Source organism: Tabrizicola sp. T46 (genome assembly GCF_057219895.1).
In genome coordinates this window covers 275,070-294,759 of the sequence record NZ_JBXVVV010000003.1, presented here as the reverse complement: position 1 = coordinate 294,759, position 19,690 = coordinate 275,070, and the positions used below count along the sequence as shown (strand labels likewise).

Here is a 19,690-nt window from a genome sequence, read left to right as displayed (position 1 = left end):
ATTGGCCGGTTATCCCCGCCCCGCAACCCCCCGGCGGATGACCAGAGGTCAGGCCGCCTTCAGGCGGTCCTTCAGCACCCGGCGCAGGATCTTGCCCGAGGCTGATTTCGGGATCGCCTCGATGAACGCGATGCGGGACGGCACCTTGTAGCTGGCAAGATGCCCGCGCAGGGCGTCGCGGATCGCGTCTTCCGTCAAGTCGCTGCCGGGCTGGCGGACGACGAATGCCATGGGGCGCTCCCCGGCCTCGTCGTCCGGCACGCCGATCACGGCCGCATCGGCGACCCCGGCCAGTGCCAGAAGCTGGGCCTCCACCTCGGCCGGGGCGACCTGGAACCCCTTGACCTTGATCAGTTCCTTCAGCCGGTCGCGGATGGTGAGGTAGCCGTCGGCGTCGACCACGCCAAGGTCGCCGGTGCGCAGCCAGCCGTCCCGGATCATCGCGGCCGTGGCGTCGGGGCGGTTGTGGTAGCCCAGCATGACCTGCGGGCCCTGGATCCAGACCTCGCCTTCTTCTCCCGGCGCGCAGTCCTGCAGCGTCTCGGGGTTGACGATCCGGGTCACCGTGTTCGGCGCGGTGACCCCGACCGAGCCGGGCCGGGGATCGCGCGCAGGGGCGACATGGGTGATCGGCGAAAGCTCGGTCATGCCGTAGCCTTGCAGGACGGTGCATCCCAGCCGCCGTTCGACGGCGGCCCCGACCTCGGCTCCCAGGGGGGCGGCGGCGGACATGATGACCTTGAGGGATGAGAGATCGAACTGGTCCACCAGGGGGTGCTTGGCCAGGGCGATGGCGACCGGCGGGGCTATGAAGACCCGTTCGGCGCGGTGGGTCTGCACATGGGTAAGGAAAGCCTCCAGATCAAAGCGCGGCATGGTTACGAGGCCCGCGCCGTGGCCGAGGTAGACGTTCATCAGCACCGTCATGCCGTAGATGTGGAAGAGCGGCAGGAACCCGACCGTGGTCTCGCCCGGAGTGACGTCCAGGAGTCGCAGCGCCTGGTCGACGTTCACCACCATGTTGCGGTGGGAAAGCATCACGCCTTTCGGCAGGCCGGTTGTGCCCGAGGAATAGGGGAGTGCGAGGACGTGGCTTTCAAGGTCCACGGCGACCTGTGCGGCAAGGGAAGGGCCAAGAATGTCATCCAGCGAACGGTACCCCTCGGCCACGCCGATGGTTAGGATCTCGCGCACCGCAGTGCCTTGAACGGCCGCCCGCGCCGTGTCGAGGAAAGCCGGAATGGTGATCAGGACCGTCGCCCCGGAATCCTTCAGCTGATACGCCGCCTCGGGCGCGGTGTAGGTGGGGTTCAGCGTGGTGACCGTGGCCCCCGCCAAGGCGGCGGCATGGAAGGCCGCGACATAGTCGGGGTGGTTCGGTGCCAGGATGGCTATGACGGTTCCGGGCCCGACGCCTTCGGCCTGCAGGCCGCCGGCAAGGCGGCGGATGCGGTCCTGAAGTGCGGCTCCGGTGTAGGAAAGTCCACTTGGTCCGTCGATCAGGATGGTCCGCTCGGCAGCCTTGGAAAGCCCTTCGAACAGGCGTTCGGTGATGCTGATGGGCCGCACCGGCACATCCGGCAGCGGGCTTCTATGTTCGGCCATGGCGCGTCCCCTCCCCCCGAAAGCAGCGCAGTGTCCTGAAACTAGCACCAAACTTCGGCCTGCATAGGGGTTTCGACGGTCAGATCCCGGTCAGGACCGCACCGAGCGCAAGGGCAGCGGGAAGAGCCTGCACCCAAAGGATGCGCCGCGAGGCGGTTGCGGCCCCGAAAAGCCCAGCCACGAGGACGCAAGCCAGAAAGAAGATGGCGACCGACGCCCCCTGCCCCGGCAGGCCAAGGACGAGGGCCCAGACGAGGCCTGCGACCAGGAACCCGTTGTAAAGTCCTTGGTTTGCCGCCAGCACGCGGGTGCGGGCGGCGAGGTCCTCGGACATGCCGAAGGCGCGGCGGACGCGAGGGGTTTCCCAGAACAGCATCTCGGCCAGTACGATGGCGACATGGATCGCCGCCACGAGGACGACGAGCGCCGCGCCGATCATGCCGCGGGCATCCGCGCCTCGGCCATGCCCGCATACCAGCTGGAGCCGAAGGGGATGGCATTGTCGTCGAAGTTGTAGGCGGGGTGGTGGACCATCGCCGTGTCGCCGTTGCCCAGGAAAATGTAAGCGCCGGGGCGTTCGTTCAGCATGAAGCTGAAATCCTCGGCCCCCATGAGGGGCGGGGTGTCGGTATCGACATGGCCCGAGACCGCCGCTGCAACTTCGGCCGCGAAGCCTGTGTTTTCAGGCGCATTTATCGTGACAGGATAGCCCCTTTGGTATTTCAGTTCCGCAGTCGCGCCGAGGGCGAGCGCCGTGCCTTCGACCACCTCGGCCAGGCGACGTTCCACGAAATCCTGCACCAAGGGGTCAAGGGTGCGTACGGTGCCCTTCATCTTCACCACTTGCGGGATCACGTTGTGGGCGGTCGAGTCCGTCTCGACCGTGCAGACCGAGACGACGACCTGTTTCATCGGATCGACGTTGCGGCTGGCAATGGTTTGAATTGCCACGATAATGTGAGCCGAGACGACCGTGGTGTCGATGCAGTCATGCGGTTTCGCGGCGTGGCCGCCCTTGCCGGTGACGGTGATTTCGAACTGGTCCGCGGCGGCCATCATTGCGCCGGGGCGGATTGCGAAATGGCCGACGGGGATGCCGGGCATGTTGTGCATTCCGTAGACTTCGTCAATTTTCCAACGGGTTATCAGGCCATCTTGAACCATCTCGCGCCCGCCGCCGCCGCCTTCTTCCGCAGGCTGGAAGATGCAGACGACGGTGCCGTCGAAGTTGCGCGTCTCGGCCAGATACTTCGCCGCGCCAAGGAGCATCGCGGTATGTCCGTCATGGCCGCAGGCATGCATCTTGCCGGGGGTCTTCGAAGCGTAAGGCACGCCGGTTTGTTCCTTGATGGGGAGCGCGTCCATATCGGCGCGGAGGCCGATCACCCTGCCCTTCGTGTCGGATTTTCCTTTGATAACAGCGACAACGCCGGTGCGGCCGATGCCTTCCACCACCTCGTCGCAGCCGAAGGAGCGGCTAAGCTCGGCCACCTTGGCGGCGGTGCGATGAACCTCGAAGAGAAGCTCGGGGTTTTCGTGGAAGTCCCGGCGCCAGGCGGTGATTTCGGGCAGAAGCTCGGCGAAACGGTTCTTGACGGGCATGGCGGTTCTCCTTTGGACCAAGGGTCGGCCTTGGGACGGGGTTTGGCAAGGGGTGGCGGTGCGTTGTGACAAGCGATTGGAATCGCTGACTTAACGGGCAGCCGAATGGATGACTTTGGCGTCTTTCCCGTGTCTTCCTTGTGTCTTCCTTCCGTCTCTACGCGCGCAGGGCGAAGCATGGGTTAACCTTGCCGGCGAATCGGAGGAGGTACGGCGATGGCACGGGAGTTGCAGGGAAGCTGCCTGTGTGGTGCGGCACGCTACCGGGTGGAGGACGCCTTCGAGTACGCGATGAACTGCCACTGCGGCCAATGCCGCAGAACGACCGGATCGGCGTTCAAGCCGATGGGTGGAATACCGGTGGGAAAGGTCCGGCTGGAAACCGGTGAGGCGTCGATCCTCCGGTTCGGCAAGGGTGACATTGCGGACCTGCATTGCGCGACCTGCGGGTCGCTTCTGTGGTCGGTCGTGCGCGACGGGGAATGGGCGCATGTCGCCTATGGCACGCTGATCGATCCGCCGGGCCTTGCCCCGCAGGAGCATATCTTCGCCGCCGATCGCGCGCCGTGGTACGAGATCCGGGACGGGTTGCCGCAATGGGCGGGGCATTCGGGGATGAGCGCGCGGCTGGATTAGGTCCGGTCAGCCGAAGCGGCGCAGCGCTTCGAGCGCGAGGCCGGTGCCGACGGAGCCGAGCATGTCGCCCGTGGCAATGGCGGCGTTGGGGACGGTCGCGCGGACGGTGGCCTGCAAGATCGGGAGCTGGCTGGAGCCGCCGGTGAGGAAGACGGTGCCGATCCGGTCGGGGGTGAGGCCCGCGCTGTGGAGGACACGGGTCAGCAGAGCCTGGATCCGGGCAATGGGCGCTTCGACCGCCGCCTCGAAGCCGTCGCGGCGAAGCATCGGGTTCGGGCCGCCGGTCAGGTCGGAAAGGGAAAGGCGCGTCGCCTCGCTGTCGGAGAGCGCGACCTTCGCGGCCTCTACGCGCAGGGCCAGGGCATGGCCGTGGCGACCCTGCACCACACGCAGCATCCGGTCGATGCGCTGCGGTTCTTCGGCCAGAAGGCGCAGCGCCTTCAGGTCAGATTGGGTTCTAGCGTTGTAAAGCGCGTTGATCCGGTGCCAGGTGGCAAGGTCGAGGTAGTAGTGCCGTGGCATCGTGCCGCCGCCCCTGGTGGGGGCGAGGTAGCCGAGGTGCGGCATAGCCTCGGCAAGGGAGAGGAGCCGGTCGAAATCGGTGCCGCCGACGCGGATGCCGTCATTGGCGAGGATGTCACTGCTGCGGTCGGGGCGGCGGGCGCGGTCCGGGCCGAGGCGGACGATGGAAACGTCCGACGTGCCGCCGCCGATATCGACGATGAGGACCAGCTCTTCCCGCCGCGCGGTCTGTTCGTAGTGAACGGCGGCCGCGATCGGCTCGAACTGGAAAGAGATATCTTTCCAGCCGCAATCTTTTGCGATTTCGGCCAGCGTGGCCTCGGCGGCGGCATCGGCGGCGGGGTCGTCGTCAACGAAATGGACGGGGCGGCCGAGGACGACTGCTTCGCCCGGGGCAAAGGTGCGGAGATGGGCGATGAAGTGGGTCAGGACTTCGCGGAACGAGACCGCCCTGCCCCCGATCGAGGTCTTGTCGTGGATGAGGCCGGAGCCGAGCGTGGATTTGAGGCCGCGCATCAGGCGGCCTTCTTCGCCTTCGAGATAGGTAGCGATGGCAGCGCGGCCGAAAAGACTGGGGGCACCGTCGGTTTGGCAGAAGACCGCGGAGGGGAGCGTCGTCGCGCCATCCTCCAGCGGCACGAGCCGTGCGCCAGTGGCGTCGGCCACACCGACGGTGGAATTCGAGGTGCCGAAGTCGATGCCGGTGGCAGGGGTCATGGGCGCGCCTTGCTGGAGGGGCGGCACGGGTAGCGGGACCGCCCGGCGAAGTAAAGCGTCAGAGGCTGGGGCCGGGCGCGATCTTCGAGCCGTCGCTGAAACGGGCGAACCGGAAGCGCGAAAGGTCGTGGCCCACATGCCCGCCCGAGACGAGGTCGGCCACGACGCGGCCCATGCCGGGGCCGATGCCGAAGCCGTGGCCGCTCATCCCCGTGGCGATGGTCAGGCCGGGAATGGGGGCGTGGTCGACGATCGGCACCACGTCCGGGAGCGTGTCGATCATGCCGCCCCAGGTGGCCTTCAGCTTCGGGCGCCCGAGGGCCGGGAAGGCGCGGGCGAAGGCGGATTGGACGTTGGCGATGGTCTTCGCATTGGGCTTGGGGTTCAGGATGCGCGTCGCCTCGAAGGGGGTGGGTTGATCTTCGGACCAGCGGCGGGGGGTGGACCAGGCGTCCGGGAAGCCGCGCGGGGCCGCCGGGTGGAAGGTGGAGGAGCGCCATTCCTGTTTGAGGATGGTGAGATAGGCCGAGAACGAGCGGAAGGCATCGGGGCCGAGGTAGAAGTCGTGCTGCGCGCCGCCGGGGGCGATGGAATAGCCGCCGTCGGCGCGTCGGCGGAAGGCGAAGTCGTCGTCGGCGGCATTGCCGGGGAAAATCTCGGGCATCGGTTCGGTCGCGGCGACCGAGGCGAGGACGGCAAGCTGCGGGACCTTCACGCCGTGGCGGGAAAGGAAGAGCCGCGACCAGGCCCCAGCGGCGACGACCACTTGGTCGGCGGCGATGCGGCCCGCCTCGGTCACCACGCCGGCCACCTTGCCGCCGTTCAGGTCCAGCGCGCGGACGGCGCAGGATTCGCGGATCAGGACGCCCATGTCCTGCGCCTTGGCGGCAAGGGTCGGGACGGCCGTCCAGGGTTCGGCGCGGGCGTCGGACGCGGTGTAGAGGGCGCCTTTCCATGGGGCGGTGGCCCCGTTCAGCATCGCCAGAGTCTCGGCCCCGGTCAGGAGGCGGGTATCGAGCTGGTGGGCGCGGGAATGTTCGGTCCAGGCCTCGAAATCGGCCATCTCGCGGTCGGTCTTGGCGAGGTAAAGGACGCCGGTCTGCCGGAAGCCGAGGGCTTCGCCAAGATCGGCGGAAAGTTCGTTCCAGAGCCGCATGCTTTCGATCATGATCGGAAGCTCGGACGGGTCCCTGCCCTGCTGGCGCACCCAGCCCCAGTTGCGGCTGGACTGTTCGCCAGCGATGCGGCCCTTTTCGAGGACGATGACCGAAAGGCCCTTCCGGCGGAGGAAGAAAGCGGTCATCACGCCGATGACGCCGCCGCCGATGATGGCGACATCGACGCGGGGCGGCAGGGGACCCGCAAAGCGGATGGGGCTGGCGTCGGTGATTGGGAAGGTCATGCCAGCACCTCGAGCAAACGTTCCATGAACTTGTGGCCGGCCTGGAATTCGGAGACCTCCAGGTATTCGTCGGGCTGGTGTGCCTGGGCGATGTCGCCGGGGCCGCAGACGACGGCGGAATATCCGGCCTCCTGGAACTGGCCGGCCTCGGTGCCGTAGGAGACGGCGCCGGTTGCGTTGTTGCCGGTCAGGCGACGGGCGAGTGCCTCGGCCTCTCCCTCATGTTCGGGGACGAGGGCGGGGACGCCGAAGAAGCGGTCGAGGATGACGTCGGCCTCGGGGCGGACGACTTGCATCGCGGCGCGGAGGCGCGCGGCTTCGGCGGTGAAGCGGGCCTCCCATTCGGCGATGTCGTCACCGGGGACGACGCGCATCTCGACGGCAAAGCGGCAGTCGGCGGCGGTGATGTTGTGGGCGGTGCCGCCCGAGATCATCCCGACATGGAGCGTGGTGAAGGGCGGGTCGAAGGCGGCGGCGAGCGGGCCGGGCTTCTGAGCCTGAATCTCGGCGTTCCGGTCGTTGACCCACTGGATAAGGCGCGCGCCTTCCATGATCGCCGAGACGCCGTAGGGGAGAAGCGAGGAATGGACCTCGAACCCCTTCATGTGGACATGATAGCCGGTGCCGCCCTTGTGGCCGGTGATGACGCCCATCCGCGAGGGTTCGCCGATGATGGCGGCGGAGCCTTTCGGGACGACCTCCTGCATGGTGCGGATCATCGGGGGGGCGCCGGTGCAGCCGACCTCTTCGTCGTAGGAGAGTGCCAGTTGCAGCGGGCGGCGGGTGCCGCGCCTTTGCGCCTCGACCAGGGCCCAGACGGCAAGGGCGTTGAACCCCTTCATGTCGCAGGTGCCGCGCCCGTAGAGGCGGCCGTCGCGTTCGGTGACCGTCCAGGGGTCGGTGGTCCAGGTCTGGCCATCGACCGGCACCACGTCGGAATGGCCGGAGAGGACGACGGCGCCTTCCTCCCACGGGCCGGCATGGGCGATCAGGGCGGCCTTCCGGCGGTCCTCGTTCCAGTGGCGGAAGGTGCGGATGCCGTGACTGGAAAGGTAGCCTTCCAGCCAGTCGACGAGGGCAAGATTGCTGTCGCGGCTGACGGTCGGAAAGCCGACCAGGCGGTCAAGGACCTGACGTGGCGTCAGTGCCTGCATTTCACGCTTGCCTCATTTCCCCAGATGTTGTGGTAAGCCTGCCGTTCGGCGCAAGCAGTGTCAATCGCTGGCATTGTGACGGGTGGATCGGTCAGAATGCCGGAATGTGGATGTGGAATCGCGCTGCGAAACAGGATTGATAGCTGGCACGAAATGCGAAACAGTCGGGGTCCGGGGGGGGCGGCATTTGTGCCGGTTGCATCCCAAGACCCAAGAATAACAAGAACAAAGACCACCACGGGGGAGTACTTGATGGCCGAAGTGGCCGCGCCCGTCCATGATGTCCCCGTCCTTGAGGTGAGGGGCCTGAAGACCGTGTTCCGCACCCGTGGAGGCGAGGTTCATGCGGTGAACGACGTCAGCTTCCATCTGGAGCGCGGCGAACTTCTTGGCGTGGTGGGCGAAAGCGGTTCGGGCAAGTCGGTGACGATGATGTCGCTGATCAAGCTTCTGCCGATCCCGCCGGCCGAGATCCGGTCGGGCGAGGTGCTTCTGGCGGGACGGGACCTGCTGAAGATGTCGGACGAGGACCTGCGCCAGGTCCGGGGGGCCAAGGTCGGCTTCGTCTTCCAGGACCCGATGACCAGCCTGAACCCGGTCTTTACCGTGGGCTACCAGGTGATGGAGCCCCTGCGCGAGCATATGGGGATGACGAAGCCGCAGGCCGAGGCGCGGGCGGTGGAGCTTCTGGAACTGGTGGGCATCCCGGATGCGCTGAAGCGGCTGAAGGCCTATCCGCACCAGTTTTCCGGCGGCATGCGGCAGCGGGTGATGATCGCCATCGCGCTGGCCTGCGACCCCGATGTGCTGATCGCCGACGAGCCGACGACGGCGCTGGACGTGACCATCCAGGCGCAGATCCTGGAGCTGGTGAAGGAGCTGCGGCAGAAGCTGGGGATGGCGATCATCTGGATCACCCATGACCTTGGCGTGATTGCCGGGATCGCGGACCGGGTGATGGTGATGTATGGCGGACAGGTGGTGGAGCAGGCCCCGGTGGGCGAGCTTTTCGCCAATCCGCAGCATCCCTACACGCGGGCGCTGCTGAAGACGATCCCGAAGATTTCCGGCGAGCGCGAGGCGCGGCTGAAGGTGATCGAGGGGCAGCCGCCGATCCTGAACGCGCCCCTGACCGCCTGCCCGTTCCGGGCGCGCTGCGAGTATCGGCACGACACCTGCGACAAGCTGAACCCCGCACGCCGCGCGGTGGATGGCCGCGTGATCGGGCGCGGGCATGACGTCGCCTGCCACTGGAACGCCCCTGCGGCGCGGGAGGTGGCGAATGCTTGATGCCCGCCCTGCCCCGCTGGTCCAGGTCGAGGACCTGAAGATGTATTTCCCGATCTACACCGGGGTCTTCCGCAGCCATACCGGCGACGTGAAGGCGGTGGACGGGGTGAGCTTCAGCATCCCGGCGGGCGAGACGCTGGGGCTGGTGGGCGAATCCGGCTGCGGCAAGTCCACGGTCGGGCGCGCCATCCTGCGGCTTTACGAGCCGACCGCGGGGACGGTGCGGATCGAGGGCGAGGATGTCGTCCGGATGCAGCCGGAGGCGCTCCGCAAGAAGCGCCCGACCATGCAGATGGTCTTCCAGGACCCGCAGGCGAGCCTGAACCCGCGGATGACGCTGGCAAACATCATCGGTGAGCCGCTGTATGAGCACACCGACTGGACCGCCGAAAAGAAGATCGACCGGGTGCATGAACTGATGGACAAGGTCGGACTCAACCGCCGCTTCATCAACCGCTACCCGCATGAGTTCAGCGGCGGTCAGCGCCAGCGGATCGGCATCGCGCGGGCGCTGGCGCTGAACCCGAAGTTCATCGTCTGCGACGAGCCGATCGCTGCCCTTGACGTGTCGATCCAGGCGCAGGTGGTGAACCTGCTGGAAGACCTGCAGGAACAGCTGGGCCTGACCTATCTTTTCATCAGCCATGACCTGAGCATGGTCCGTCACCTCGCCGACCGGGTGGCGGTGATGTACCTTGGCCGGATCGCCGAGCTTTCGCCGTCGAAGGACCTGTATGCGCGCCCGCTGCACCCTTATGCCGAGGCGCTTCTGTCGGCGGTGAACGAACCCGACCCGGTGATCGCGGCGCAGCGGAAGCGCATCATCCTGAAAGGTGACGTGCCTTCGCCGGCCAACCCGCCGCAGGGTTGCAACTTCTGCACCCGCTGCCCGAAGGTCATGACTATCTGCCGGACCGTGAAGCCCGAGCTGGCCGAGGTCGAGCCGGGCCGCATGGTCGCCTGCCACCTTTACAACAACCCTACCGACGCCGGGGCAACCGGCGCGTCCGAGGCACACGAGCGCAACCAACAAGGAGTGAACCAATGAAACTCAGAACAGCCCTTCTGGGCGCTGCCACCGCCCTGGCCTTCGCGCCAGCGGCCTTTGCCGAGCGTGGGGCGGACGGCAACGTCAACGTCCTTTACTGGCAGGCGCCGTCGATCCTGAACCCGTACCTGTCGTCGGGGACCAAGGACGTCGAGGCTGCCTCGCTGATCCTTGAGGGCCTGGCCGGCTTCAACGAAAAGGGCGAAGTCTTCCCGCGCCTGGCCGAGTCGGTCCCGACCGTTGAGAATGGCGGCATCAGCGCCGACCTGACCCAGATCACCTGGAAGCTGAAGCCGGGCCTCCTGTGGTCGGACGGCACCCCGGTCACTTCGGCTGACGCCAAGTTCACCTGGGAATACTGCACCCATCCCGAGGGCGGCTGCGCCCAGGCCGCGCGCTATGTCGGCATCACCGCGATCGACACGCCGGATCCGCAGACCATCGTCATCACCTTCGACGGGCCGAAGCCGAACCCCTACCAGGCCTTCGTCGGCGGCACCTCGCCGATCCTGCAGGCGGCGCAGTTCGCCAACTGCCTTGGCGCTGCGGCCTCGACCTGCACCGAGCAGAACTTCAAGCCGATCGGCACCGGCCCCTTCGTCGTCACCGATTTCAAGGTGAATGACGTGGTGACCCTGGCCGCAAACCCGAACTACCGCGATCCGGCCAAGCCCGCCTTCGCCACGATGACCCTGAAGGGCGGCGGTGACGCGGCGGCAGCGGCCCGCGCGGTTCTGGAAACCGGCGAATTCGACTATGCCTGGAACACCCAGATCAACCCGGATCAGCAGGCACAGATGTCGGCTGCGGGCAAGGGTGTCCTTCTGAACGGCTTCGGCACACTGGTCGAGCGGATCGAGACGAACATGACCAACCCCTCGCCCGACCTGCCGGAAGGCGAGCGTTCGACACCGAAGCATCCGCACCCGTTCATGACCGACATCAACGTCCGGAAGGCCCTGTCGATGGCGATCGACCGGCAGATCCTCGTGGATATCGGCTATGGCTCGGCGGGTCGTCCGACCTGCAACCTGGTGCCCGCGCCCGAGATGTTCGCCAGCGACAACACCGGCTGCCTGACGCAGGACATGGAAGGGGCAAAGGCCCTGCTCGAGCAGTCGGGCTGGGTGGACAGCGATGGTGACGGCATCCGGGAAAAGGATGGCATGAAGCTGTCGATCCTGTACCAGACCTCGACCAACCCGGTCCGTCAGGACTTCCAGGCGGTCATCAAGGACTGGTGGACCGAGCTGGGCGTGGAAGTCGAGCTGAAGAACATCGACGCCTCGGTCTTCTTCGGCGGTGACGCGGGTTCGCCCGACACGTTCCAGAAGTTCTATTCAGACGTGCAGATGTTCGCCAACAACTTCGACGGCACCGACCCCGAACCCTACCTGGCGCAGTATCTCTGCTCGAAGATCCCGGGCCCGGAGAACCAGTGGCAGGGCGAGAACATCAACCGCTTCTGCGACCCGGCCTATGACGCGCTGGTCGCGGAACTAGCCAAGACCTCGGACATGACGGCGCGTGCGGAGCTTGCCAAGAAGATGAACGACATGCTGACCAAGGACACCTTCACGGTGATCCCGCTGGTCGACCGTGGGCGTCTGTCGGCGGCTTCGAACACCCTTGGCGGCGTTGTCCTGAACACCTGGGACACCGAGCTCTGGAACGCGCAGGACTGGTTCCGCGTGAAGTGATGCAAGCGCAGGATGGGCGGTTCCGCCCGTCCTGCCCGGCGGGGGCTGTCATGGCCCCCGCCTTTCCATAACCCAAGACTGATCACCCGAGGCGTCCGCCCATGCTCACCTTCACGCTGAGACGGCTTTTGCTGGCCATCCCGACGCTTCTGTTGATCAGTCTGGTCATCTTTCTGCTGGTCGATCTGGCCCCCGGCTCGCCGGCATCGGAGATCCCGCTGACCGTGCCGCCAGACGTGCGGGCAAAGATCCTCGAGGCGCTGGGGGTGAACGAGCCGCTGCACGTGCGATACCTGCTTTGGCTGAAGCAGTTCTTCTGGGTCGAGCCCCTAAACGGGATCGATGCGATCTTCGGGACGAACTACGCCGAAGGGATGCAGCGGATCATCAGCTATCAAAGCCGGAGCCCGGTCTTTGCCCAGATCGGCGAGCGTCTGCCGCAGACGCTGACGGTGATCGGCACCGCCTATCTGGTGGGCGTGCTGATCGCGCTGCCGATCGGGATCTATTCGGCCTACCGGCAGTATTCGCTGTTCGATCAGGCCGGGACGATGTTCGCGATGATCGGGTTTTCGGTCCCGACCTTCTTCACCGGCACGCTTTTCATCATCATCTTCGCGGTATGGCTGGGGTGGTTCCCGACCAAGTACGACACGACGCTGGAAGTGACGGACTGGGAGAGTTTCCTGAAGCAGCTGCGGCAGATGGCGATGCCGGTGATGGTCCTCGGTCTCGCCAACGCCGCCGCGATAAGCCGTTACATGCGGTCGTCGATGCTGGAGAACATGAACCAGGACTATGTGCGGACGGCCCGTGCCAAGGGGATGCCGGAACGGACCGTGGTGCTGAAGCATGTCCTGCGCAACTCGCTGATCCCGGTGGTCACGGTCATCGCGCTGGGAATCCCCGCGATCTTCGGGGGGGCGATCATCACCGAAAACCTCTTCGGCGTGAACGGAATCGGGTCGCAGCTTATCCAGGCGATCCATGGGAACGACCTGCCGACGGTGCAGACCCTGGCCTTCATCTTCGCGATCCTGATCGTGACCTTCAACCTGATCGCCGACATCCTTTACGGCATGCTTGACCCGAGGATCCGCTATGACTGACACCAACCTCGTTCAGGCACCGCCCGAGTCCCTGCGAAGTGCGGTCTGGGCACAGTTCAAGAAGCACAAGGGCGCGATGTTCGGGCTGGTCGTGCTGGGGATTCTGGTGGTCTTTTCGCTCATTGGCCCGCTGGTCTGGCAGCCTGAAAAGCTGTCGGTCGCCGAGGCGCTGAAGTCACGCAACCTGGGCTCGAGCTTCGCCCACCCGATGGGAACCGACCATCTGGGGCGCGACACGATGCAGCGGATGATGGCGGCGGGGCGGGTCAGCCTTGCGGTCGGGTTCGTGGCGATGATCATCGCGGTTTTTCTTGGCACGCTGGTGGGCGTGCTTGCCGGATACTTCAAGCGGCTGGACGGCCCCCTGATGCGGCTGACCGACATGTTCCTGGCGCTGCCGCTGATCCCCTTGCTTCTGGTCATGGTGATGCTGTTCCGCGACCGGATTGCCGGGGTCTTCGGGCCGGAGCTGGGGGCTTTTGTGCTGATCGTGACGGCAATCGGCATCACGAGCTGGATGCAGGCGGCGCGGATCGTGCGTGGCGAAGTGCTGGCGCTGAAGGAGCGGGAATATGTGCTCGCCTCACGCTCAATCGGATCGACGCCGCGCCGGGTGATCCTGCGCCACATCCTGCCGAACGTGATCTCTCCGGTGATGGTGGCGGCCACCCTTTGCGTGGCCGAAGCGATCATCACCGAAAGCGTGCTCAGTTTCCTTGGCCTTGGCTTTCCGCCGGATTTCCCGACTTGGGGGCGGCTGCTTTATGAAGGCCTTGAATACATGCAGAACTATCCCGAACGGGTGATCTTCCCGGGCCTTGCGATCAGCCTGACGGTCCTGAGCGTGAATTACATCGGCGACGGACTGCGCGACGCGCTGGACCCGCGCATCCGGGGGCGCTGAGGAGAGCACGACTTTTCTGCGAATAGTCGGGGCGGCGATCCTGTGCGGGACTGGATCGTTCAGTCGAGGTGGTTGCGGATCCGGCGGATGCCCAGCCAGACGAGGATCACGATCACCGGGGTCAGGATCGCCATCGTCATGCCGTGGCTCATGCCGAGAGGTTCGGTCAGGGGATAGGCGAGATAGGCCGAAAGGTTGACGGCATAGTAGCTGATCGCCACCGTGGAAAGCCCCTCGACCGTGCGCTGGAGGCGCAGCTGCAGGTCGGCGCGGCGGTCCATCGATTCAAGCAGCTTCTGGTTCTGGGCCGAGCGTTCGACATCGACCCGCGTGCGGAGAAGTTCGGCGGCACGCTGCGCGCGTTCGGCCATGCCCTGCAGCCGGCTTTCCGCGGATTTCACGGTGCGCATCGCGGGGTCATAGCGGCGCATCATGAATTCGGCAAAGGTCTGGCGGCCCTCGATCCGTTGTTCGCGCAGGACCTGGATCCGCTGGTTCACGATTGCCTCGTAAGCCGCCGTCGCGCCGAAGCGGAACGAGAAATGGACCGCCAGCGCCTCCAGTTCCGAGGAAATGGTGAGCAGGTCGTGCAGTGCAGCCTCGGGGGCGGGTTCGGCGTTGTCGAGGCCTTCGACCAGTTTCGAGAGGCGCGGGTCAAGCGCATTCAGGCGCACCGAGAGGTCGCGGGAGCGCATGAGGCCCAGCATCGACATGGCGCGGTAGGTTTCGATCTCGCAAAGGCGCTGGACGATCCGGCCGACCCGGCGCGGGCCGGTGCCGGGGCGGACGAAGACGGCAAAGCGCATGTGGCCGGCGGGATCGATGCGGAAGTCGCCGGCGATGACGGCGGCCCCGTCGACGACGCGGCTGACGGCGAGGCTTTCCGGGACGAACCAGTCATCGACGCGGGCGAAGATCTCGTCATCCGTGGCCGGCATCGGCTCGATCCGGATCAGGACCGAGGTCAGACGCTTGCCGGGTGCCGCGGCAAGCCAGTCGTCAGGCAGGACCTCGGCTTCGGCCGGATCGAAAGGGCGCTTTGGCAGGCCCTTGGTGAAGGCCGTGTAGGTCACGAATTCGGTGTGGCTTTCCCACTTCAGCTCGGCCCGGCCAATGGCACCCTGGAAATGCGTGGCACCGGGCTGCGGGTGGGGCGAGCCGTGGCGGTCGAGGAGGGCGTGGAGGTGCTCGAGATCCTTGGACCGGTCACGGTTCACCGCCTGGAAGGGTTCCTTGATCGCCACGTAAAGCGCGGTCGAGGGAACGTCGAGCGAAGGGAAAGGCCGGGCGTGAAGTTCGTTCACGGTGGCGTAGCGCAGGGGGTGGTCGGCGATCGGGGGCATCTTCGGGACTTTCTGGCCGGATGCCCCTGACGTAGGACGCCAGGGGTCCCTGTTCCAGAAAAATGGCGGAATACAAGCGTATGCCGCGCGCCTGTTGCGAAAAAACCGTGCAGGCGCGGGCGCACTGCCCGCTTCAGGACCGGCGAGGCGTCAGGTCGGGAAGAGGAAGGTGAGCGAAAGGCGGTAGGCCAGCCCCTCGGGCCCGCCTTCGGGACCATCCACCCAGTAGCGCAGGCCCCCGCCGATGCTGATCGGCTGGCGGCCGAGTGTCACGAGTTTCGAGGCGGTGACGTTCACCGGGACCGACCACTGTTCGCTGTTCCAGTCATAGGTGGATTCGGTGTTCAGAGCGAAGGTCCATGCGTCGGGCGTGGTGTAGGACAGGAAAGGCTGGATGAAGGTGGCGCTGATCGCCTCTTTCCCGTCATCGGGGTCGATGCCCCAGATGTGGTTGGCAAGGGCACCGTAGGTCCAGCCGTTTTCCTGCTTCAGGGCCACGCCGGTCAGGCCGAGGCCCCACTGGTCGGCGGAGAAGTCGTCGCTGCCGGTGGGTATGTAGATTACTGGGCCCGCGCCCCAGATCCAGCCGCCGGAGGTGGGTGCCTTGGGTGAAAAGAAGAAGCTTTGCACGACGTCGCCGAAGCCGGACTGGCTTTGGCCAGGGCCGGTTACGTCGTCCTGGTTGATGTACGGGACGATGGTGCGGGAAATGAGGTTCCATTCGTCATTCAGCTCGAATGGGATTACGGGCTGGATGTTCAGCGTCGACTTCGAGCCTTCATCCAGCATGCCGAGGCCCTCGTCGTAGTTGTACTGGAGCGGCACGCTGATAAGCGAGGCGACAGGGTTCGAGAGCTGCTTTGCAAGATCACGCGAGTCGGCGGACTGGGCGGTGGCGACACCGGGGAGGCCAGTCAGCAGAAGGGCGGCGACGAGGCTGGACGTCCGGCAGGCTGCGCTGATCATGGCTGATCCTCGGGCTGGGTTTCAGCCTGAGCATAGCCCTGTCCTTCGCACCCTGTCCACGATCTTGCGCCGAGGCAGGTGCGCCCTGCCCCGGCCAGTGCCGTATGCTCAGTCGATCAGCGGCAGGAGCGCGTCGAGCGACTTCTTGGCATCGCCGTAGAACATCCGCGTGTTCTCCTTGTAGAAGAGCGGGTTCTCGATGCCGGAATAGCCGGTCCCCTGCCCACGCTTCGAGACGAATACCTGTTTTGCCTTCCAGCATTCCAGCACCGGCATGCCGGCGATGGGGCTGTTGGGGTCCTCCTGGGCGGCGGGGTTCACGATGTCGTTCGAGCCGATGACGATGGCGACATCGGTCGAGGGGAAGTCCTCGTTGATCTCGTCCATCTCGAGCACGATGTCGTAGGGCACCTTCGCCTCGGCCAGAAGGACGTTCATGTGGCCCGGAAGGCGACCGGCGACCGGGTGGATCGCAAAGCGCACCGTCTTGCCCTTGGCGCGGAGCTTGCGGGTCAGTTCCGAGACGGACTGCTGGGCCTGCGCCACCGCCATGCCGTAGCCGGGGATGATGATGATGCTGTCAGCCTCGTTCAGCGCCGCCGCCACGCCTTCGGTGTCGATGGCGATCTGTTCGCCGGTGACCTCCATCTGCGGGCCGGCGGTGTTGCCGAAGCCACCGAGGATGACCGAGATGAAGGACCGGTTCATCGCCCTGCACATGATGTAGGAAAGGATCGCGCCCGAGGAGCCGACCAGCGCACCGACGACGATGAGAAGGTCGTTCGAGAGCGAAAAGCCGATCGCCGCTGCGGCCCAGCCCGAGTAGCTGTTCAGCATCGAGACGACGACAGGCATGTCCGCGCCGCCGATGCCCATGATGAGATGGTAGCCGATGAAAAGCGCGGCTGCCGTCATCACGATGAGCGCCAGCGTGCTGCCGGTCTGCAGGTAGACGATGAGGAGGACGAGTGACAGGGCCGCGGCGGCTGCGTTCAGCAGGTGCCCGCCGGGAAGTTTCTTGGCCTTGCCGTCGACCTTGCCGGCAAGCTTGCCGAAGGCGATGACCGAGCCGGTGAAGGTGACCGCGCCGATGAAGACGCCAAGGAAGGTCTCCACCCGGAGGATCGCAACCTCGACCCCCGATTTCTTGGCGACGACGGCGGCGAAGCCGTCAAGGGCAGCCTTCGCAGCCTCGTCCATCCCGGCGACGCGGATCAGTTCGATATGGGTGTTGAAGCCGATGAAGACCGCCGCCAGGCCGACAAGGCTGTGCATCGCGGCGACAAGCTGAGGCATCTCGGTCATCTGGACGCGTTGGGCGACGACATAGCCGATGACCCCGCCGCCCGCGATCAGGGCAACCGAGAGCCACCAGAGGCCAAGGCCGGGGCCGTAAAGCGTGGCGGCGACGGCCAGCGCCATGCCGACGATGCCGTACCAGACCGCGCGCTTGGCACTTTCCTGGCCGGAAAGCCCGCCGAGCGAGTAGATGAAGAGAACCGCTGCAACGACATAGGCCGCCGTGGTGAAACCGTAATCCATGACGCGCCCCTTACGACTTCTGGAACATGGCGAGCATGCGCCGGGTGACCATGAAGCCACCGAAAATGTTGATCCCGGCCATGAAGACGGCGAGTGCGGCGAGGATGATGACCAGCCAATTGCCGGACCCGATCTGCATCAGCGCACCAAGGATGATGATCGACGAGATCGCGTTCGTCACCGCCATGAGCGGGGTGTGGAGCGAGTGCGAGACGTTCCAGATCACCTGGAAGCCAACGAAGACCGCAAGCACGAAGACGATGAGGTGCGACATGAAGCTGGCGGGCGCATAAAGCCCGGCCAGCAGGATCAGCCCGCCGCCGATGGTCAGAAGGCCGACCTGGTTGCGCGTCTGGGTCTTGAAGGCTGCGAGTTCCTGCGCCCGGCGTTCTTCAGGCGTCAGTTCCTTGGCCTTTTCCTTCGGCTTCGCCGCCGCAATGGCCGCGATCTTCGGCGGTGGAGGCGGGTAGGTGACCGCGCCGACATGGGCCACGGTCGCGCCCCGGATCACGTCATCCTCCATGTTGTGGACGATGATGCCATCCTTCTTCGGCGTGAGGTCCGTCAGCATGTGGCGGATGTTGGTGGCGTAAAGCGTCGAGGCCTGGGCGGCCATCCGGCTGGGGAAGTCGGTGTAGCCGACGATGGTCACGCCATTGTCGGTCACGATCTTCTGGTCCGGCACCGTAAGGTCGCAGTTCCCGCCGCGTTCGGCCGCAAGGTCGACAATGACCGACCCGGGCTTCATCATCCGGACCATGTCTTCGGTCCAGAGCTTCGGCGCGGGACGGCCGGGGATCAGGGCCGTGGTGATGACGATGTCCATCTCGGGCGCAAGTTCGCGGAACTTGGCGAGCTGCTTTTCGCGGAATTCAGGGCTGGAGGGCGCGGCATAGCCGCCGGTCGCAGCACCGTCCTGGGTCTGTTCGAATTCGAGGAAGACGAAGTTCGCGCCCATCGATTCGATCTGTTCGGCCACTTCGGGGCGGACGTCGAAGGCATGGACGATGGCACCGAGCGAAACGGAGGTCCCGATGGCGGCAAGACCGGCAACCCCTGCCCCGACGATCAGCACCTTCGCCGGGGGCACCTTGCCCGCCGCCGTCACCTGTCCGGTGAAGAAGCGGCCGAAGTTCGACCCGGCCTCGATCACCGCGCGGTAGCCGGCGATGTTGGCCATCGACGAGAGCGCGTCCATCTTCTGCGCGCGGCTGATGCGGGGGACCATGTCCATCGCGACTACTGTCAGGTTCTTCTTCGCCGCCGCCTCCAGAAGCTCGGCGTTCTGGGCGGGCCAGAAGAAGCTGATCAGGGTCTGGCCGTCCTTGAGCGTGTCCAGTTCCCTCGCGTTAGGGCCGCGCACCTTGACGATGACGTCGGCCGCCGCGATGACATCTTTCGCTGATTTCAGCACCTCGACCCCGGCGGCGGTATAGGCCTCATCCGAGAACCCGGCCTTCGCCCCTGCCCCGGACTGGATGCAAGCGCTATGCCCGAGCTTGGCCAGTTGCGTAGCCGAATCCGGCGTCATTGCGACACGGTTCTCGCCTGCGAACTCTTCCGTCAGTGCACCGATCTTCACGCGTGATCCCCCGTTCCTGTCGCCGCCGCAGAAAATGCCTGCACGATCTATCACCGCGCAACAATATTTCAAACCCTAGTTTGTGGCCCGGTCCGAACTATTGCTGCGCCAGCCGAACCAGCGGTGGGTCCGGGCGGCCCAGGCGTCGAATTCTGGTCCGAAGGCGGCGGCAAGGCGCGCCTCTTCGTCGATGATGAAGCGGGTCTGGATCAGCCAGGCGAAACCGGCAACGAGCGGCAGGGCAAGGATCGCATCAAGCCAGAGGATCGCGCCGAAAAGGATGATCAGGTCCGACAGGTAGATCGGGTTCCGCGACAGTGCGAAAAGCCCGGAGGTCACCAGCGAGGACGGGTCGCGGCGCGGAATGACCGTCGTCTGCGCCAGGGCCATCTGCGCCGCTGCAAGAAACGCGACAAGGATGCCGGAGCCGATCAGCCAGACGCCGAGATTGGCCCCGGCCGTGCCGAAGACTGGCGGCGAAACCAAGGACAGAACGTAGGCCACCGCGACATGCAGCAGAAGCCAGACCGGCGGAAGGTCGACAAGAGCGAGTGCGTGGCGCAAGGGT

General features: G+C 65.7%; 17 protein-coding genes. 6 read left to right on the top strand and 11 right to left on the bottom strand.

All coding sequences use genetic code 11. The features are described 5' to 3' along the window. Positions 1-48 precede the first annotated feature (48 nt). The 3 genes from AC2D9V_RS14315 to AC2D9V_RS14305 form a co-directional block, all read right to left on the bottom strand. Positions 49-1,605: an acyl--CoA ligase gene (locus tag AC2D9V_RS14315; RefSeq protein WP_484714763.1), complete on the bottom strand. Its 1,557-nt coding sequence runs from the start codon at positions 1,603-1,605 to the stop codon at positions 49-51. A 79-nt stretch (positions 1,606-1,684) separates the two neighbouring features. Further along, a complete protein-coding gene (locus AC2D9V_RS14310; RefSeq protein WP_484714762.1) occupies positions 1,685-2,044 on the bottom strand; it encodes a DUF1304 domain-containing protein in 360 nt (119 codons plus the stop codon). Then, the gene (locus AC2D9V_RS14305; RefSeq protein WP_484714761.1) at positions 2,041-3,207 is read right to left on the bottom strand and encodes a M20 aminoacylase family protein; all 1,167 of its coding nucleotides are present in this window, start codon (positions 3,205-3,207) and stop codon (positions 2,041-2,043) included. The genes AC2D9V_RS14310 and AC2D9V_RS14305 overlap by 4 nt, the downstream gene beginning before the upstream one ends. Before the next feature lie 216 nt (positions 3,208-3,423). Here AC2D9V_RS14305 and AC2D9V_RS14300 point away from each other — a divergent pair, with 216 nt between their 5' ends. Further along, positions 3,424-3,843, top strand: a complete 420-nt coding sequence (locus tag AC2D9V_RS14300) for a GFA family protein (protein ID WP_484714760.1) — start codon at positions 3,424-3,426, stop codon at positions 3,841-3,843. A gap of 6 nt (positions 3,844-3,849) precedes the next feature. Here AC2D9V_RS14300 and AC2D9V_RS14295 read toward each other — a convergent pair whose 3' ends face one another. The 3 genes from AC2D9V_RS14295 to argE are packed head-to-tail and all read right to left on the bottom strand — an operon-like array spanning position 3,850 to position 7,638. Further along, positions 3,850-5,082 (bottom strand): Hsp70 family protein, encoded by a 1,233-nt coding sequence (locus AC2D9V_RS14295; protein ID WP_484714759.1) that lies wholly within the window; start codon positions 5,080-5,082, stop codon positions 3,850-3,852. A 58-nt stretch (positions 5,083-5,140) separates the two neighbouring features. After that, positions 5,141-6,484, bottom strand: coding sequence for an NAD(P)/FAD-dependent oxidoreductase (locus AC2D9V_RS14290; RefSeq protein ID WP_484714758.1), 1,344 nt, complete (start codon positions 6,482-6,484; stop codon positions 5,141-5,143). Beyond that, the gene (gene argE / locus AC2D9V_RS14285; RefSeq protein ID WP_484714757.1) at positions 6,481-7,638 is read right to left on the bottom strand and encodes an acetylornithine deacetylase; all 1,158 of its coding nucleotides are present in this window, start codon (positions 7,636-7,638) and stop codon (positions 6,481-6,483) included. Before argE ends, AC2D9V_RS14290 begins: the two co-directional genes overlap by 4 nt. Positions 7,639-7,890: 252 nt before the next feature. Between argE and AC2D9V_RS14280 the strand changes: the two genes are divergently transcribed. The 5 genes from AC2D9V_RS14280 to AC2D9V_RS14260 all read left to right on the top strand — a co-directional run bounded on the left by AC2D9V_RS14280 (position 7,891) and on the right by AC2D9V_RS14260 (position 13,689). Next, complete coding sequence (locus AC2D9V_RS14280; protein WP_484714756.1) at positions 7,891-8,928, top strand: ABC transporter ATP-binding protein; 1,038 nt, start codon at positions 7,891-7,893, stop codon at positions 8,926-8,928. Continuing rightward, complete coding sequence (locus AC2D9V_RS14275) at positions 8,921-9,976, top strand: ABC transporter ATP-binding protein (RefSeq protein ID WP_484714755.1); 1,056 nt, start codon at positions 8,921-8,923, stop codon at positions 9,974-9,976. Before AC2D9V_RS14280 ends, AC2D9V_RS14275 begins: the two co-directional genes overlap by 8 nt. After that, entirely contained in the window at positions 9,973-11,676 is a 1,704-nt protein-coding gene (locus AC2D9V_RS14270) for a peptide ABC transporter substrate-binding protein (RefSeq protein ID WP_484714754.1), read from the top strand. The genes AC2D9V_RS14275 and AC2D9V_RS14270 overlap by 4 nt, the downstream gene beginning before the upstream one ends. Positions 11,677-11,777: 101 nt before the next feature. Continuing rightward, positions 11,778-12,785, top strand: a complete 1,008-nt coding sequence (locus AC2D9V_RS14265) for an ABC transporter permease (RefSeq protein WP_484714753.1) — start codon at positions 11,778-11,780, stop codon at positions 12,783-12,785. Continuing rightward, positions 12,778-13,689 carry an ABC transporter permease gene (locus tag AC2D9V_RS14260; protein WP_484714752.1) on the top strand — a complete coding sequence of 304 codons (912 nt, stop codon included), beginning with the start codon at positions 12,778-12,780 and terminating at the stop codon, positions 13,687-13,689. Before AC2D9V_RS14265 ends, AC2D9V_RS14260 begins: the two co-directional genes overlap by 8 nt. A 59-nt stretch (positions 13,690-13,748) precedes the next feature. On the opposite strand, the gene AC2D9V_RS14255 is transcribed toward AC2D9V_RS14260, so the two are convergent. The 5 genes from AC2D9V_RS14255 to AC2D9V_RS14235 all read right to left on the bottom strand — a co-directional run bounded on the left by AC2D9V_RS14255 (position 13,749) and on the right by AC2D9V_RS14235 (position 19,686). Then, entirely contained in the window at positions 13,749-15,032 is a 1,284-nt protein-coding gene (locus AC2D9V_RS14255) for a DUF3422 family protein (protein WP_484714751.1), read from the bottom strand. Between the two features lie 150 nt (positions 15,033-15,182). Then, complete coding sequence (locus AC2D9V_RS14250) at positions 15,183-15,998, bottom strand: transporter (RefSeq protein WP_484714750.1); 816 nt, start codon at positions 15,996-15,998, stop codon at positions 15,183-15,185. Between the two features lie 108 nt (positions 15,999-16,106). Further along, positions 16,107-17,540, bottom strand: a complete 1,434-nt coding sequence (locus tag AC2D9V_RS14245; RefSeq protein WP_484714749.1) for an NAD(P)(+) transhydrogenase (Re/Si-specific) subunit beta — start codon at positions 17,538-17,540, stop codon at positions 16,107-16,109. Positions 17,541-17,550: 10 nt separating this feature from the next. Then, on the bottom strand, positions 17,551-19,122 hold the full coding sequence (locus AC2D9V_RS14240) for a Re/Si-specific NAD(P)(+) transhydrogenase subunit alpha (protein WP_484714748.1): 1,572 nt from the start codon (positions 19,120-19,122) through the stop codon (positions 17,551-17,553). Positions 19,123-19,197: 75 nt separating this feature from the next. Then, positions 19,198-19,686: a methyltransferase family protein gene (locus tag AC2D9V_RS14235; RefSeq protein ID WP_484714747.1), complete on the bottom strand. Its 489-nt coding sequence runs from the start codon at positions 19,684-19,686 to the stop codon at positions 19,198-19,200. Positions 19,687-19,690: the final 4 nt, after the last annotated feature.

Excerpts from the sequence above, each read along its gene's own strand:
- AC2D9V_RS14275 (WP_484714755.1), top strand. The coding sequence starts at position 8,921 with ATGCTTGATGCCCGCCCTGCCCCGCTGGTCCAGGTCGAGGACCTGAAG.
- AC2D9V_RS14245 (WP_484714749.1), bottom strand. The coding sequence starts at position 17,540 with ATGGATTACGGTTTCACCACGGCGGCCTATGTCGTTGCAGCGGTTCTC.
- AC2D9V_RS14255 (WP_484714751.1), bottom strand. The coding sequence starts at position 15,032 with ATGCCCCCGATCGCCGACCACCCCCTGCGCTACGCCACCGTGAACGAA.
- AC2D9V_RS14280 (WP_484714756.1), top strand. The coding sequence starts at position 7,891 with ATGGCCGAAGTGGCCGCGCCCGTCCATGATGTCCCCGTCCTTGAGGTG.
- argE (WP_484714757.1), bottom strand. The coding sequence starts at position 7,638 with ATGCAGGCACTGACGCCACGTCAGGTCCTTGACCGCCTGGTCGGCTTT.
- AC2D9V_RS14305 (WP_484714761.1), bottom strand. The coding sequence starts at position 3,207 with ATGCCCGTCAAGAACCGTTTCGCCGAGCTTCTGCCCGAAATCACCGCC.
- AC2D9V_RS14265 (WP_484714753.1), top strand. The coding sequence starts at position 11,778 with ATGCTCACCTTCACGCTGAGACGGCTTTTGCTGGCCATCCCGACGCTT.
- AC2D9V_RS14300 (WP_484714760.1), top strand. The coding sequence starts at position 3,424 with ATGGCACGGGAGTTGCAGGGAAGCTGCCTGTGTGGTGCGGCACGCTAC.
- AC2D9V_RS14295 (WP_484714759.1), bottom strand. The coding sequence starts at position 5,082 with ATGACCCCTGCCACCGGCATCGACTTCGGCACCTCGAATTCCACCGTC.
- AC2D9V_RS14315 (WP_484714763.1), bottom strand. The coding sequence starts at position 1,605 with ATGGCCGAACATAGAAGCCCGCTGCCGGATGTGCCGGTGCGGCCCATC.
- AC2D9V_RS14260 (WP_484714752.1), top strand. The coding sequence starts at position 12,778 with ATGACTGACACCAACCTCGTTCAGGCACCGCCCGAGTCCCTGCGAAGT.
- AC2D9V_RS14250 (WP_484714750.1), bottom strand. The coding sequence starts at position 15,998 with ATGATCAGCGCAGCCTGCCGGACGTCCAGCCTCGTCGCCGCCCTTCTG.
- AC2D9V_RS14270 (WP_484714754.1), top strand. The coding sequence starts at position 9,973 with ATGAAACTCAGAACAGCCCTTCTGGGCGCTGCCACCGCCCTGGCCTTC.
- AC2D9V_RS14290 (WP_484714758.1), bottom strand. The coding sequence starts at position 6,484 with ATGACCTTCCCAATCACCGACGCCAGCCCCATCCGCTTTGCGGGTCCC.
- AC2D9V_RS14310 (WP_484714762.1), bottom strand. The coding sequence starts at position 2,044 with ATGATCGGCGCGGCGCTCGTCGTCCTCGTGGCGGCGATCCATGTCGCC.